Source organism: Arthrobacter liuii (assembly GCF_014639275.1).
Classification (GTDB): Bacteria; Actinomycetota; Actinomycetes; order Actinomycetales; family Micrococcaceae; genus Arthrobacter; species Arthrobacter liuii.
Genome location: NZ_BMFW01000054.1, coordinates 1 through 13,238, shown reverse-complemented (window position 1 = coordinate 13,238; position 13,238 = coordinate 1). Strand labels below are relative to the sequence as shown.

Genomic DNA, 13,238 nt, shown 5'->3' with positions numbered 1-13,238 from the left:
GCTAACTCTTGCTGATCCACATCAGTCGCCATGGGATCCATGGTGTCGCTCATGATCAGTCCTCCCCGCCAGGCAACGCCCGGCGTGTCAGGCCAACTGTGGATCCACCGTTATTCAGACAGTCCCGGCTGTCGACGGCGGAGCTGATCCAGGCGTAGTGATTCTTGATGTGACGATTGGTTTTGGCGCGGGCCAAGGCTCGCCGGGGTGTGGTCTGGGTAAACGCAGAAGAGGGAATCTTGGCAGGCGCGAGGGTGAGGTCCTCCTGGGACAGGGCTGTCTCGATCGTTTTCAGGGTTCCTTCTCCGAGCCCGATGATCTCAGTCATCAGGTCTTCCCTTGATCGGCTGATCAGTTGTCCAACTGAATTGGCTCCGCCTCGCAGGAGGGCGTTTGTGGCCCTCGAGGGCAGCGCCAGTTCGTTGATGGAACGAACGCGGGTGAGCTCGCGTTGCCTGAGTTTCCGGGCCCTCTCCGGCCGGTGGATCCCGCCGGACGGGTTCGGCGGCCAAGCCATCGATGACACCTCCGTGCCGGAAGATCCCGATCCGGGCTCCGGGCTGTCGTTTGCGTCGTTTGGGGCAGATGTCATGTTGCTTCTCCCGGCGGTCGAACGGTCCCTGCCATGGCCGGGATATTGGTGCGCTTTGCTATACGGCCTGCGACGCTGCTGGCACCAGAATCTATCTTTTTGGACTCGTCCAGTCCTTCGGGAACAAGGATGCTGAAGACGTGACGCTTGTCGGAAAAGAAGGTGAAGGCTCTACGTGCAGCCCGGCACGCCGAACGCCCTTTTTCTTGTTCATCGGCTCTGGTCATTGACGCGACTGCCTGGGAGGTCACGGTTGGATGGATGTGTTTACGTGGAATCTCCGTGCCCACCGCTTTCGGCGTGGCAGTGGAGATCGGCGACTGGACCCGTTTCACTGGCAGCACCAATGGCGCGTACCTGGGCCTGGTGCCTTCGGAGCATTCCTCCGGAGCTTCGAGGTCCTTGGGCGGTATCACCAAAACAGGCAACTCCCACGCCCGCGGACTGTTGGTCGAGGCCGCTTGGCACAACCGCCGGCCCTACAGCAACGTCAGCCGTGAAATGCGTGCCCGCTGGGATGCAGCCGATGAGCACTCCCGGGTCCGTGGTCACCAAGGTAATCACCGCTTGCATCACAAGTGGGACCAGTTCGAAGCGCGCCACAAACGTAGGGTCATCGCGAACGTCGCCGTTGTCCGTGAACTGGCCGGCTGGTGCTGGTCCCTCGCCTCCGCGGTCAAACAGGAACAGCCATGCACGGATGAATAGACGTGTGCCGTTCCCGGCCCCGACCCGATGGCTCGGCAGCGTGGAGGAGACCCGCGATTGACCTATGGACAACCGGCCATAGCCGGCGACGCCCGACATTGCTAGACCAGCGGCACCCCTGCAGCCGAACACCTCGTTCTGGGTAATCAATCCGCCGCATATCAGTCTGACAGCGCCCCCGTCGATCAAGACGCGTTAGGTAACCTCAACGGACCCCGAACGGACACAAACGAGCGGTCCACGACAAGCCAGCCGCGGACCGCTCACCCTTGCCCCCTTGACAAGAAGCCCCTACATATCAGTTCAGGTAACCGTTGGGGTTGAGGACGTACTTCGTGGCAGCACCGGCGTCGAATTCGGCGTAGCCCTTGGGCGCCTCTTCAAGGGTGATCGCCTTGGCGTTCACGTTCTTTGCGATGTTCACCTTGTCATTCAGGATGGCCATCATCAGCTGACGGTTGTACTTCATCACCGGGCACTGGCCGGTGGTGAAGCTGAGCGACTTCGCCCATCCGGTGCCCAGGCTCAGGCTGAGGGCGCCCTTCTTGGCGGCCTCGTCAATGCCGCCCGGATCGCCGGTGACGTACAGGCCGGGGATGCCCAGGGCCCCGCCGGCCGCGGTGATGTCCATGAGCGAGTTCAGGACCGTCGCGGGCGCCTCCTGGGCGTCGTGGCCGTGGCCGCGCGCCTCAAAGCCGACGGCGTCCACGCCGCAGTCCACCTCGGGGACACCCAGGATCTGCTCGATCTGCTCCGCCGGGCCTCCCTTGGTCAGATCCACTGTTTCACAGCCAAAGCTGCGCGCCCTCGCCAGCCGGTCCTCGTTCATGTCTCCCACAATCACGACGGCGGCACCCAACAAATGCGCGCTCGTCGCCGCTGCGAGACCAACCGGACCCGCGCCGGCCACATACACCGTGGAACCGACCCCAACGCCGGCGGTGACTGCGCCGTGGAAGCCGGTGGGGAAGATATCGGACAGCATGGCCAGGTCGAGGATTTTCTCCATGGCCTTGTCCTTGTCCGGGAACTTCAGCAGGTTCCAGTCGGCGTACGGCACCAGGACGTAGTTGGCCTGGCCGCCCACCCAGCCGCCCATGTCCACGTAGCCGTAGGCGCTGCCCGGGCGGTCCGGGTTCACGTTCAGGCAGATGCCGGTCTTGCGTTCCTTGCAGTTCCTGCAGCGGCCGCAGGCGATGTTGAACGGCACCGAGCAGAGGTCACCGACCTTGATGAATTCGACGTCGCGGCCCACCTCCACTACCTCGCCGGTAATCTCGTGCCCGAGCACCAGATTGGCCGGGGCAGTGGTACGCCCGCGGACCATGTGTTGGTCAGAGCCGCAGATGTTGGTGGCCACGGTCTTCAGGATCACTCCATGGTTAACCGCTCGCCCCACGTTCGCGGGGTTCACGCCCGGGCCGTCTTTCAGTTCGAACGTTGGATAGTCGATGTCGATCAGCTCGACCTTGCCGGGCTCCTTGTAGGCAACGGCTTTGTTTCCTGTCATCACTTTCCTCCTGGCGTCACGGGCCCTCCCCAGTGAAGGACCGGCTGTGATTCATGAAGCTTTGATGCGCCCTCCACAGCCAGACGAACACAGCACCTCAATGCCTGGGCGATGGAGAGAGTGCCGCCAGTCTAGGACGCCCGCCGCCCTTGGGTCCATGGCCCGTGTTGTTGCGTTCGGTGTGGCAGTGGTAACAGTCCGTCCTCGAAGGCTCAGGAATTAGGCAACATTGACCTCGACCCCGGTACCGGCGACCCGGGCAGCTGACATGAAAATAGGAGCCTGGGCCGGGAGCCTCGGGATGGCCACACCGAGGCTGCCGGCGCCAGTGTCGAAACCCATGTGCCGGTACCCGTGGCGAGCGTTCACCCGCTCCGCGGAGCTCTGGCCGCACACGGCGCGGGGCCGCTCGGGGCCGGGCCAGGGTCCGACGACAAACGAATTCTGGTTGTCGTCCACGGGCCGCCGGTCTTCACCGCCGCTCTTAACAAGGCCCTTTCCTTTTGGCCTCACCCGCGAGCACCAGTACGGGTAAGGTAAACGCTGTCGGCCTTTCCCTCACCCGTAAGGGGCATCGAACATCAACGGACCGGTGGACGCCTGCATTTGGTCCCGGTTTCACCCGGATAAAGCTCTCCTCTACTGGTCCGGTGCGCCGTTGGGGGCCGGACGGTTGTTCATAACCCCGGTGGTAAAGCGTGGGAGCGGTTGTGAAAACAAGCGGAGGGTACTTTCTTCTGTTCGGCTACGCCCGGTACAGGAAGCGCGTCCCGGGAGAGGTCGTCTCATTTCCGTTCTGCACGTTCGTGCATAGTCCTTGACTCCATTTTCCATTTCTCCGAACAATAGAGCAGAACGGCGGCGCTATCCAGTGCGTCCGCATCACACAAAGCCCCAAGGGAGTCGTTTTGGGACCCAAGGATTCAACTGTTCAACCCTCCTCTGTTTTAGTGCCCCGGCCGGGGGCCGGGCGCGCGTCCGTCCACAGTTTGCGGCAACGTCCGCACGCGAAGGTGCTGGTTGTTGGCGGTGGCATCAACGGGGTGGGCACCTTCCGTGATCTGGCACTCCAGGGCGTTGATGTCGCGCTCGTGGAACGCGGAGATTACTGCCAGGGCGCCAGCGGTGCGTCCTCGCACATGATCCATGGCGGTATCCGGTACCTCGAGAACGGCGAGTTCCGCCTGGTCCGCGAATCGGTCGTCGAACGGAACCGGCTGCTGAAAATCGCGCCGCACTACGTCAAGCCCCTGCAGACAACCATTCCCATCTTCAGCACCTTCTCCGGCATCCTCTCGGCACCGCTGCGCTTCCTGACGCACAAGCAGCAGGGCAAGCCCAAGGAGCGTGGAGCGTTCCTCATCAAGGTGGGGCTTAGTCTCTACGATTCTTTTTCCAGGGACGGCGGAACGGTGCCGAGGCATCAGTTCCGCACGCACAAGGCCGCCCTTGAAGAGCTGCCCGCCCTTCGTCCGGACGTGAAATACACCGCCACGTACTTTGATGCCTCCGTCCATAATCCGGAGCGGCTGACCCTGGACGTCCTGCAGGACGGAGAAAAGGCCGGACGCGCCGGCAACGCAACGGGCACCAGCGCACAGGGTGATACGGCCCGCGCCAGCAATTACCTGTCCCTGCAGTCCATGTCTCCGGCTCCCAACCCGGGGACCGGCCGGGGCAGCACGGTCCGCCTTCGCGATGAACTTACCGGTGAGGAATTCGACTTCACTGCGGACATCATCGTGAACACCTCGGGGGCGTGGGTGGACCTCACCAACGAAGCAATGGGCGCGGCGTCGTCCTTCATGGGCGGCACCAAGGGCTCCCACATTGTGCTGGACCACCCCGGCCTCCTCGCCGCCTGCCGCGGCCGGGAAATCTTCTTCGAGCACACGGACGGCCGGATTGTCCTCATCTACCCCATGCGGGACCGGGTGCTGGTGGGCACCACGGACGTTGACGCGGACATGTCGGAGGACGCCGTCTGCACCGACGGGGAGATCCAGTACTTCTTTGACCTGATCGGCCACGTTTTTCCCTCGGTCGACGTCACACCAGAGGACATCGTGTACACGTTCTCCGGTGTCCGCCCGCTGCCACGCCATGACGCCACCCAGCCCGGTTTCGTCTCCCGGGACTACCGCATCGAGCGCCGCACCTCCGGACACGACGCGACCTCCGCCGTCGTCCTGAGCCTGGTGGGCGGCAAGTGGACAACGTTCCGTGCCCTCGCAGAGCACCTCGCCAACGACGTGCTCGCCGAACTCGGCATGCAGCGCAAGGTTTCCACCGCGCAGCTGCCCATCGGCGGGGGCGCCGGTTTCCCCGCTGACGAGAACGGCGTCCAGCAGTGGATCAAGGCGCACATGTCGGCCCGACGGGATGCGGACCGCACGGCCGGCTTGCTGACCCGCTACGGAACCCGGGCCGAAGAAGTGATCGGGTACCTCGACGCCGCCCCTGACCAGGCGCTGCGTTCCACCCGTGAGCTCAGCGTCCGGGAACTGGAATTCATGGCGGCACACGAACAGGTGGGCCACCTGGTGGATGTCCTGATCCGGCGTACCTCCCTCGCGTTCAGGGGACTTGTCACCGGCGAGCTGCTCAATGAGGTCGGCGAGGTGCTGTCCGGACCGCTCAAGTGGGACGCGGCAACGCGCACCGCAGAGATCAAGCACGCCCAGGACGTGCTGCAGTGTTTCCACCGGGTGGAAACGCACAGCCTGGTCTCCTGAGGCCGGGCAGCGGGCCGGGGAGCTACAGTGTCCCGGCCCAAACGGTCCTTCGCCCGCGGAGGGCCGACAACTAAAAACAGAAGGAGTCAAAGATGTCTCTAGGAATAGTCTTCCTCTCTGAAGTCTTTGGCACGGGCATGCTGACCCTGTTGGGTTGCGGCGTCGTTGCCAACGTGGCTTTGCGTGGGACAAAAGGCAACAGTGGCGGGTTCCTTATGGTCACATGGGGGTGGGGAATCGCCGTCTTCGCGGGTGTTTTCGTTGCCGCCAAGTCGGGCGCGCACCTGAATCCCGCCGTCACCCTGGGCCTGTTGCTTAACGGCAAAGCGGAATACGCCCCGGGCGTCTCCGTTGACTTTGCCTCAACTCTGACCTACTTCGGCGGCGAGCTCCTGGGTGCCTTCCTCGGCGCCGTGGTCTGCTGGCTGGCGTACAAGCAGCACTTTGATGACGAACCGGAACCCGCGGGCAAGCTTGGGACCTTTTCCACCGGCCCTGCCATCCGTTCCACCCCATGGAACCTGGTGACCGAGATCATCGGTACTTTTGTCCTGGTCTTCGTCATCCTTACGTTTGGCGGTACCCCCTCGGGGCTCGGCCCGCTAGCCGTCGCACTGCTCGTAGTCGGCATCGGTGTTTCCCTGGGTGGCCCCACCGGCTATGCCATCAACCCCGCCCGCGACCTTGGACCCCGCATCGCCCACGCAGTGCTTCCCATCAAGGGCAAGGGTTCCAGCGACTGGGCCTACTCCTGGGTGCCCGTGGTCGGACCGTTGATCGGCGGCGCACTCGGTGGCCTCGTGGCCCGCATCGTCCCCATCATCGTCACCGCAGCATCCTGAACCCACACCACCGATCAACAAACCGGACAAGGACGTCATCATGAACCAGTACGTAATCGCCATCGACCAGGGCACCACCAGCACCCGCGCCATCATCTTCGACCACAGCGGCGCCATTGTCTCCTCCGGCCAGATGGAACACGAGCAGATCTTCCCGCAGGCCGGCTGGGTGGAGCACGACGCCGCGGAGATCTGGAACAACACCCGTGAGGTCATCGGTTCCGCGCTGTCCAAGGCGAACCTGACACGGCACGATATTGCCGCCGTCGGCATCACCAACCAGCGCGAAACCGCCGTGGTGTGGGACAGGACCACCGGCAAGCCGGTCTACAACGCCATCGTGTGGCAGGACACCCGCACCCAGGACATCGTCGATGAACTGTCCAAGGACGGCGGCGCGGACCGTTTCAAGCAAAAGGTGGGCCTGCCGCTGGCCACCTACTTCTCCGGGACCAAGATCAAATGGATCCTGGACAACGTTGACGGCGCCCGGGAAAAGGCAGAGGCCGGCGACCTGGTGTTCGGCAACACCGACGCCTGGGTCCTGTGGAACCTGACGGGGGGCGTGGACGGCGGCGTCCACGTCACCGATGTCACCAATGCCTCCCGGACGCTGTTCATGGATCTGGAAACGCTGCAGTGGGATGACGAGATCCTGGGCATCTTCGGCGTGCCGCGCAGCATGATGCCGGAAATCAAGTCCTCCTCCGAGGTGTACGGGGAGGTCCACGGATCGCAGCTGCTCCGCGAGACGCCGGTGGCGGGCATCCTGGGTGACCAGCAGGCCGCCACGTTCGGCCAGGCCGCGTTCGATACCGGCGAAGCCAAGAACACGTACGGCACCGGCTGCTTCCTGATCTTCAACACCGGTGAGGAAATCGTCCATTCGAAGAACGGGCTGCTCACTACTGTGGGCTATAAGCTGGGCGAGGCCAAGCCGCACTACGCCCTGGAAGGATCCATCGCCGTGACCGGCTCGCTGGTCCAGTGGCTGCGTGACAACCTGGGCATGATCAGCAGCGCACCGGAGGTGGAGACCCTGGCAGCGGCCGTGAAGGACAACGGCGGCGTCTACATCGTCCCCGCGTTTTCCGGCCTGTTCGCTCCGTATTGGCGTTCCGACGCCCGTGGCGCGATTGTGGGACTGACCCGGTTCGTTAACAAGAACCACATCGCCCGGGCAGCCCTGGAGGCCACGGCATTCCAGACCCGCGAGGTGCTTGACGCCGTCAACGCGGACTCCGGCGTCCCGTTGAGCGAGCTGAAGGTCGACGGCGGCATGGTTGCCAACGACGCGCTCATGCAGTTCCAGGCGGACATCCTGGGCGTTCCGGTGATCCGGCCCAAGGTCATTGAAACCACCGCGCTTGGAGCCGCGTATGCGGCTGGCCTGGCCGTTGGATTCTGGAAGGACCTTGGCGAACTGTCCGCGAACTGGTCCGAGGACAAGCGCTGGGAACCGCAGATGGACAAGGCAGAGCAGGAGCGCCAGCTGCGCCTCTGGAAGAAGGCCGTGACCAAGTCCATGGACTGGGTCGACGAAGATGTTCGCTAGCCTCCACCCGTCGCAAGGCCGCCCTGCCGATACTGGCAGGGCCGCCTTGCCAGTGTCCGCCAAACCCTGCCACGCCGCAAGTTCTCCTGCAGCACAGGATCGGCGTGCGCGGTGAAAGGGTGCACAGTGGCCGGGCCCTGCAAGGTCACGGGCGCCGCCCCGTATGGGTGGACCGTCGTGTAAGCGATCTATCAATGAGACCGGAACGTTTCCCGGTCACGAGGTGCTGGTGGCACCTGAGGTCAGTGCAGGAGGATGCCGAGAGCGCCGGCGGCGATGACGATGTATGGTTCGTTGATTTTGAAGCGCCAGAGCAGCCCGAGGGATACCACGGCGATGGCGGCGGTGATCCAGTCGGTGACGGCTTGACGGGTCAGGACGACCACGGCGCCGGAGAGGGCCCCGGCGGCTGCGGCGGTGGCGCCGGCGACGAAGGCTTTGACCTGTTTGTTGTCGCGGTGGCGGATGAACCAGCGTCCGGGGATGATGACGGCGAGGTAGATCGGGGTGAAGATCGCCACGGTGGCGGTGATCGCGCCGGGGAGTCCGGCGACGAGGTAGCCGATGAAGCCGGCGGTGATGACGACCGGGCCTGGGGTGATCAGTCCCATGGCGACGGCGTCTAGGAACTGCCCCTGGGTGAGCCAGTGGTGCTGGGCGACGACGCCGTCGCGCAGCAGCGGCACGATGGCCAGGCCGGAGCCGAAGACCAGGGCGCCGGTCTGCAGGAAGAACAGGCCCAGGGCCAGTAGGGTTTCGCCCGCCGCGATAGGTCCGAGCAAAGCTGGCAGGAGAAGTGCCGGGGACCAGGACTGCAGGTGCATGGCGCCGCCGTTTTTCGGGGGGTGCCGGGGTTTGCGCCGCCAAGGCCGGTGCAGGGAGGGGCGGGCGTCGAGGATGAGCATCATGATCCCTGCGGCCAGAATCAGGGGCACGGGTTCGGATCCGGTGATTGCCGTGACGGCGAAGACGGCGGCGCTGATGGCCCAGAGCCGCCAGTCCCGCCTGTCGGTGAGTTTGAGGAGTTTGTATCCGGCGATGGTGATAATCGCCATGACTGCCGGGGCAATGCCGTAAAAGAGGGACTGGACCAGGGACAGGCCGGAGAACTGGGTATATAGGGCGCCGACTACGACGATGATGATGAAGGCCGGGCCGATGAAGGCGGCTGCGACGGCCAGGGCGCCCCAGGCTCCGCGGTTCAGGTAGCCGATCCACATGGCCACTTGCGCGGCGAGGGGCCCGGGCATGGTCTGGCCCAGGGCCACACCGTCGAGGAAGTCTTTGCGGTTGATCCATCCCCGTTGCTCGACCAGGTCCCGCTGCATGTACCCCACGGTGGCGATGGGCCCGCCGAACCCGATGGTTCCCAGCCGCAGGAAATACAGCACGAGACGGCCCAGGCTGACGGCGTTCGCAGGTCCCGTGCCGGATCCGTCCCGGGCGGCCCCGTCCCCGGAAATTGGGTCGGTCATTTGGTGGGTGCCATCACGCGCAGCACGGGTTTGCCGTTGACGTTTTCCAGCGGGAAGTACACCCGGTGGGTGACCTGATCGACCGCGACGGTGTGGGCCCCGTCGGCGAGGCGTGACTTGCCGAGTTCGTGCACGGCTTTGCCCTGCACCTCCAGAACCGAGACGACCCCGCTTTCGGACGCCACGTAGAGCCGGTGCAAGCCGGTGTCGTAGGCGAGGACGTCCGGGCCGTCCCCGACGTCGAAACGCGCAGTGCTCTGTTGTGAGTCCAGGTCCACGACGAGCAGTTTGGCGTTGCCCTCGCAGGCCACGAAGGCCAGCCGGTCAGGCCGGTCGACGTAGAGTCCGTGGTTGCTTTCGCAGCCGGTCACACTGATCCGGCCGGTGATCTGGTTCGTGGCAGGGTTGATGGTGATCAGCTCGTTGGTGGACTGGACGTTAATCATGATGGTCGCGCTCACGGGATCGAAGATGGTGTTGCCGGCTTCCCCGCCGATGTCAATCGAGCCGGCGCCGGTGCCGGTGGCCACATCGAGGACGGTCTCAATGTGGTCGTGTTCGTTGGAGACGTACGCTTTTCCGTTGACGGGGTCGTAGGCGATGCCGTCCGGGGTGTGCCCTGTCGGCACCCGGCCGGTAATACGCAGCGTGTCGGTGTCAATGATCACGGCCTCGTCGGTGCCCGACGCGGAGGCCAGCACCCGGTGACTCTCAGGTGCCAGGGCGATGCCGTGCACGGACGACACCCGGTCAATGGTGGCCATCACGGAGGGCCCTGCAAGGTCCAGGACGTGGATGGTGCCGTCGCCGAGGTGGGTGATGTAGAGGCGTTTGGACCCCGGATCGATCACCTGATAATCCAGGCGCGTTCTGCCGCCGGGCAGCGGAACGTCCCGGACCAGGGTGAGAGGGAGCCTGCCCGCCGTGTCCGGGGCAGGAGGTGCACACGCCGACACCGGGCCGGCCAGCACCGCGACCGCGACGGTGGGAATCAACAGCAGAGCCTTATCGCGGATGTTGCCCATGGGAGCCGCCGCGCCGCTCACAGGATCACGACGTTGATCACAAACGCCGCCAGGGCGCCTGCGCCGGCGGGAACTGCCCGGTGCCGGAGCCCAGGGTTCGTCATGGTCACGATCGCGGGCGGGAGGCCGCCGGCGATCAGGCACCCGGCATCCCCGGCACTGACGGCCGGCAGGAAATCATCATTCAGGCCCAGCGCGTTGGCAAGGAGCCGCCAGAGGACCACCAGCACGGCCGCCCCCGCCCCGGCCAGCAGCGCCGGCCGGGGCGGCCACCTGACCAGGCGCGCCGCGGCGAAGACAACCCCTCCGGACAGGACCGCCGAAAGGACAATAAGCACGGGCGAAATCATGAACATCTCCTCAAAAAACCGGGACCTCGACCGCCAAAGACGACAAGGCTTGTCGCCGACCGCCAACCGTCGGGAGGTGTCACGGCCGTCAACACGGTGCTTCTTTGAACATAACGACCAACAGATAATTATGCAACCGCGGTTACACTGGAGAGTATGAGTGCTGATCCTGTTGTTGCTGGTCCCGAAATGCCGGGGAGCTGGGTGCTGCTGTGTTACCGGTTGCCCCGTGAACCGTCCAGCCCCAGGGTGACGATTTGGCGGAAACTCCGGCGCTTGGGCGTGGCCCAGCTCGCGGACGGGCTCGTTGCCCTCCCGGCCGACGCCCGGACCCGTGAGCATTTCGATTGGATCGCCGCGGAGGTCCGACATTCCGGCGGCACCGCCGGTCTGTGGCTGAGCCAACCCGCCTCCAGCGCCCAGGAACGTGATCTGGCGGCCGCGATGGCCGCCGACCGTGCCCGGGAATACGAGGACGTGCTGGTAGCGGCGAACGCGGCCGCGGCACTGGAGGAACCGGAACGCGCCCGTACCGTGAAGCGGCTGCGGGCCGAGCTGCGCCGGATCGGTAGACGGGACTATTTCCCCCCGCGCCAGCGCGGCACCGCCCACGCCGCCGTCACCGACCTGGCCCGCGGGGAACTTTCCGCCAACGCCGTGAGCTACTCCGAAGGACAGCGATGAAGTGGGCGACCCGCACCGGGGTCCACGTCGACCGTGCCGCCTGCGCCTGGCTGATTGGCAGGAATATCGACAAGGCCTGCGAGTTCATCTTCGTCACCGACCCCGCCGGGGTCCCCGCCGACGCGGTGCCCTTCGACATGCCCGGCGTGGACCTGACCCATCACGGCCACGACTGCACCTTTGAGACCATGCTTCGCCGCTACGACATCGTGGATCCCGTTCTATGGAAACTGGCCGAAATCATCCACGAAGCCGACATCGACGACGAACGCTTCGACGCCCCCGCGGCCCCCGGCCTGGACATCATCATCCGCGGACTGTCCATGACCCTGACCGACGAACAAATACTCGCCGTGTGCGGGCCCATCCTGGACGGGCTGTATGAATACCTTAAGCGGTCCCTCATCCTCGGCCGGGAACCGGCATGACCGGCGTTCCCCGCGGCGCCGGCAACATTTGAAGAGCAGTTCCGCCCCGTCCGGACGCATCGCCGGTGGGTGAAACGTGCCGGTAAAGGGTCTGGCAGCTGACGCCCAACTCTTTGCACAGGGTGCCGATCCTGGTCTCCGGGTGTCCCATGGATGCCATGGCGAGGCGGACCTCGGCGGGCGTCATCTTGAACGGGCGCCCACCGCTCCGTCCGCGGGCACGGGCCGAGGCCAGGCCGGCGAGGGTGCGCTCGGAAATAAGTTCGCGTTCAAACTCGGCCAGAGCGGCGAAGATCCCGAAGACCAGTTTCCCGGACGCCACGATGACCGGCGCCGGGCACTTACGGATCAGCCCGCTGACCAACTCCATTCCGGACGAGGCTGACGCCCTGATCCGCGCCACCTACGGCGTTCTCCCGCACGTGAAGATCACCGACTTGCTCCTGGAAGTGGACCGGTGGACCGGGTTCTCCCGTCACTTCACCCACCTCAAATCCGGGCAGCCGCCCAAAGACACCACACTGCTGCTGACGGCCGTTCTCTCCGACGCGATAAACCTCGGCCTTCGAAAGATGACCGAAGCATCTCCCGGGACCACCGTCACTGAGCTGGGCTGGATACAGGCATGGCACGTCCGTGACGACACGTACGCCGCCGCCCTCGCCGAACTCGTCAACGCCCAAAACCGGCAACCGTTCGCCGCCCTGTGGGGCCTAGGCGCCACATCATCCTCGGACGGCCAGAACTTCAAAGCCGGCGGCCGCGGCCTGTTCGCCGGACAGATCAACCTCAAATACGGTCAGGAACCCGGCGTACAGTTCCACACCCACGTCTCGGACCAGTACGCCCCGTTCCATACCAAAGTCATCAGCGCCACCGTCCGCGACTCCACCCACGTCTACCGACCACGTGTTCGCCCTCACTCACCTCCTGGGCTACCGGGTCGCCCCACGCATCCGGGGCCTGGCCGATAAACGCCTCTACATCCCCGGGCACACGGACCCTTACCCGACGTTGAAACCCCTCATCGGAGGACCGTTGAACACCCGCCTGATCCGCACCCACCCACTGGGACGACATTCTCCGTCTGACCGCATCGATCAATACCGGCACCGTCACAGCCTCTCTCATGCTCCGGAAACTCGGTAGCTACCCCCGTCAAAACGGCCTGGCCACCGCACTGCGAGAACTCGGCCGTCTTGAACGGACCCGGGACTGTCCGTTTTTCGGTGGATCCGCCGTTGGCGTTTTAGTTGATTCTTCCGTCGAAGCTGATGGCGAAGGCGTTCAGTGCCGGCTTCCATCGTGTGGCCCATCGTGCCCTGCCTTTGCCG

General features: G+C 64.7%; 12 protein-coding genes and 2 pseudogenes. 7 read left to right on the top strand and 7 right to left on the bottom strand.

Translation table 11 applies throughout. The features are described from left to right. Positions 1-55: 55 nt before the first annotated feature. Positions 56-517, bottom strand: a complete 462-nt coding sequence (locus IEW19_RS24055) for a DNA-directed RNA polymerase subunit alpha C-terminal domain-containing protein (RefSeq protein WP_268236334.1) — start codon at positions 515-517, stop codon at positions 56-58. A gap of 339 nt (positions 518-856) precedes the next feature. Between IEW19_RS24055 and IEW19_RS22545 the strand changes: the two are divergent. After that, positions 857-1,300: pseudogene (locus IEW19_RS22545) on the top strand (transposase); the annotation flags it as partial. Positions 1,301-1,598: 298 nt separating this feature from the next. On the opposite strand, the gene fdhA reads toward IEW19_RS22545, so the two are convergent. Continuing rightward, positions 1,599-2,810: a formaldehyde dehydrogenase, glutathione-independent gene (gene fdhA / locus IEW19_RS22540; protein ID WP_188573784.1), complete on the bottom strand. Its 1,212-nt coding sequence runs from the start codon at positions 2,808-2,810 to the stop codon at positions 1,599-1,601. Between the two features lie 219 nt (positions 2,811-3,029). After that, positions 3,030-3,323, bottom strand: coding sequence for a hypothetical protein (locus tag IEW19_RS24050; RefSeq protein WP_188573783.1), 294 nt, complete (start codon positions 3,321-3,323; stop codon positions 3,030-3,032). Positions 3,324-3,760: 437 nt separating this feature from the next. On the opposite strand from IEW19_RS24050, the gene IEW19_RS22530 reads away from it, so the two are divergent. The 3 genes from IEW19_RS22530 to glpK all read left to right on the top strand — a co-directional run bounded on the left by IEW19_RS22530 (position 3,761) and on the right by glpK (position 7,942). Further along, entirely contained in the window at positions 3,761-5,545 is a 1,785-nt protein-coding gene (locus IEW19_RS22530) for a glycerol-3-phosphate dehydrogenase/oxidase (protein ID WP_188573782.1), read from the top strand. Positions 5,546-5,637: 92 nt separating this feature from the next. After that, the gene (locus IEW19_RS22525) at positions 5,638-6,387 is read left to right on the top strand and encodes an MIP/aquaporin family protein (RefSeq protein ID WP_188573781.1); all 750 of its coding nucleotides are present in this window, start codon (positions 5,638-5,640) and stop codon (positions 6,385-6,387) included. Between the two features lie 40 nt (positions 6,388-6,427). Then, positions 6,428-7,942, top strand: coding sequence for a glycerol kinase GlpK (gene glpK, locus IEW19_RS22520; protein ID WP_188573780.1), 1,515 nt, complete (start codon positions 6,428-6,430; stop codon positions 7,940-7,942). A 242-nt stretch (positions 7,943-8,184) separates the two neighbouring features. Here glpK and chrA read toward each other — a convergent pair whose 3' ends face one another. Genes chrA through IEW19_RS22505 form a run of 3 tightly spaced genes read right to left on the bottom strand, consistent with a single transcriptional unit; the run spans position 8,185 to position 10,792 of the window. Beyond that, positions 8,185-9,417: a chromate efflux transporter gene (gene chrA / locus IEW19_RS22515; protein WP_188573779.1), complete on the bottom strand. Its 1,233-nt coding sequence runs from the start codon at positions 9,415-9,417 to the stop codon at positions 8,185-8,187. Next, positions 9,414-10,442, bottom strand: a complete 1,029-nt coding sequence (locus IEW19_RS22510; RefSeq protein ID WP_229748702.1) for a YncE family protein — start codon at positions 10,440-10,442, stop codon at positions 9,414-9,416. The genes chrA and IEW19_RS22510 overlap by 4 nt, the downstream gene beginning before the upstream one ends. A gap of 17 nt (positions 10,443-10,459) precedes the next feature. Further along, complete coding sequence (locus IEW19_RS22505; RefSeq protein ID WP_188573778.1) at positions 10,460-10,792, bottom strand: hypothetical protein; 333 nt, start codon at positions 10,790-10,792, stop codon at positions 10,460-10,462. A gap of 156 nt (positions 10,793-10,948) precedes the next feature. Here IEW19_RS22505 and IEW19_RS22500 point away from each other — a divergent pair, with 156 nt between their 5' ends. Both IEW19_RS22500 and IEW19_RS22495 read left to right on the top strand, forming a co-directional pair. Then, entirely contained in the window at positions 10,949-11,476 is a 528-nt protein-coding gene (locus IEW19_RS22500) for a Chromate resistance protein ChrB (protein WP_188573777.1), read from the top strand. Next, positions 11,473-11,904 (top strand): chromate resistance protein ChrB domain-containing protein, encoded by a 432-nt coding sequence (locus IEW19_RS22495; RefSeq protein WP_188573776.1) that lies wholly within the window; start codon positions 11,473-11,475, stop codon positions 11,902-11,904. The genes IEW19_RS22500 and IEW19_RS22495 overlap by 4 nt, the downstream gene beginning before the upstream one ends. On the opposite strand, the gene IEW19_RS22490 is transcribed toward IEW19_RS22495, so the two are convergent. Next, entirely contained in the window at positions 11,879-12,226 is a 348-nt protein-coding gene (locus tag IEW19_RS22490) for a recombinase family protein (protein ID WP_444541734.1), read from the bottom strand. The genes IEW19_RS22495 and IEW19_RS22490 overlap by 26 nt on opposite strands. Between IEW19_RS22490 and IEW19_RS22485 the strand changes: the two are divergent. After that, positions 12,216-13,114: pseudogene (locus tag IEW19_RS22485) on the top strand (Tn3 family transposase); the annotation flags it as partial. The gene IEW19_RS22490 and the pseudogene IEW19_RS22485 overlap by 11 nt on opposite strands. Between the last annotated feature and the right edge of the window lie 124 nt (positions 13,115-13,238).

Excerpts from the sequence above, each read along its gene's own strand:
- IEW19_RS24055 (WP_268236334.1), bottom strand. The coding sequence starts at position 517 with ATGGCTTGGCCGCCGAACCCGTCCGGCGGGATCCACCGGCCGGAGAGG.
- fdhA (WP_188573784.1), bottom strand. The coding sequence starts at position 2,810 with ATGACAGGAAACAAAGCCGTTGCCTACAAGGAGCCCGGCAAGGTCGAG.
- IEW19_RS22525 (WP_188573781.1), top strand. The coding sequence starts at position 5,638 with ATGTCTCTAGGAATAGTCTTCCTCTCTGAAGTCTTTGGCACGGGCATG.
- glpK (WP_188573780.1), top strand. The coding sequence starts at position 6,428 with ATGAACCAGTACGTAATCGCCATCGACCAGGGCACCACCAGCACCCGC.
- chrA (WP_188573779.1), bottom strand. The coding sequence starts at position 9,417 with ATGACCGACCCAATTTCCGGGGACGGGGCCGCCCGGGACGGATCCGGC.
- IEW19_RS22510 (WP_229748702.1), bottom strand. The coding sequence starts at position 10,442 with ATGGGCAACATCCGCGATAAGGCTCTGCTGTTGATTCCCACCGTCGCG.
- IEW19_RS22505 (WP_188573778.1), bottom strand. The coding sequence starts at position 10,792 with ATGATTTCGCCCGTGCTTATTGTCCTTTCGGCGGTCCTGTCCGGAGGG.
- IEW19_RS22500 (WP_188573777.1), top strand. The coding sequence starts at position 10,949 with ATGAGTGCTGATCCTGTTGTTGCTGGTCCCGAAATGCCGGGGAGCTGG.
- IEW19_RS22495 (WP_188573776.1), top strand. The coding sequence starts at position 11,473 with ATGAAGTGGGCGACCCGCACCGGGGTCCACGTCGACCGTGCCGCCTGC.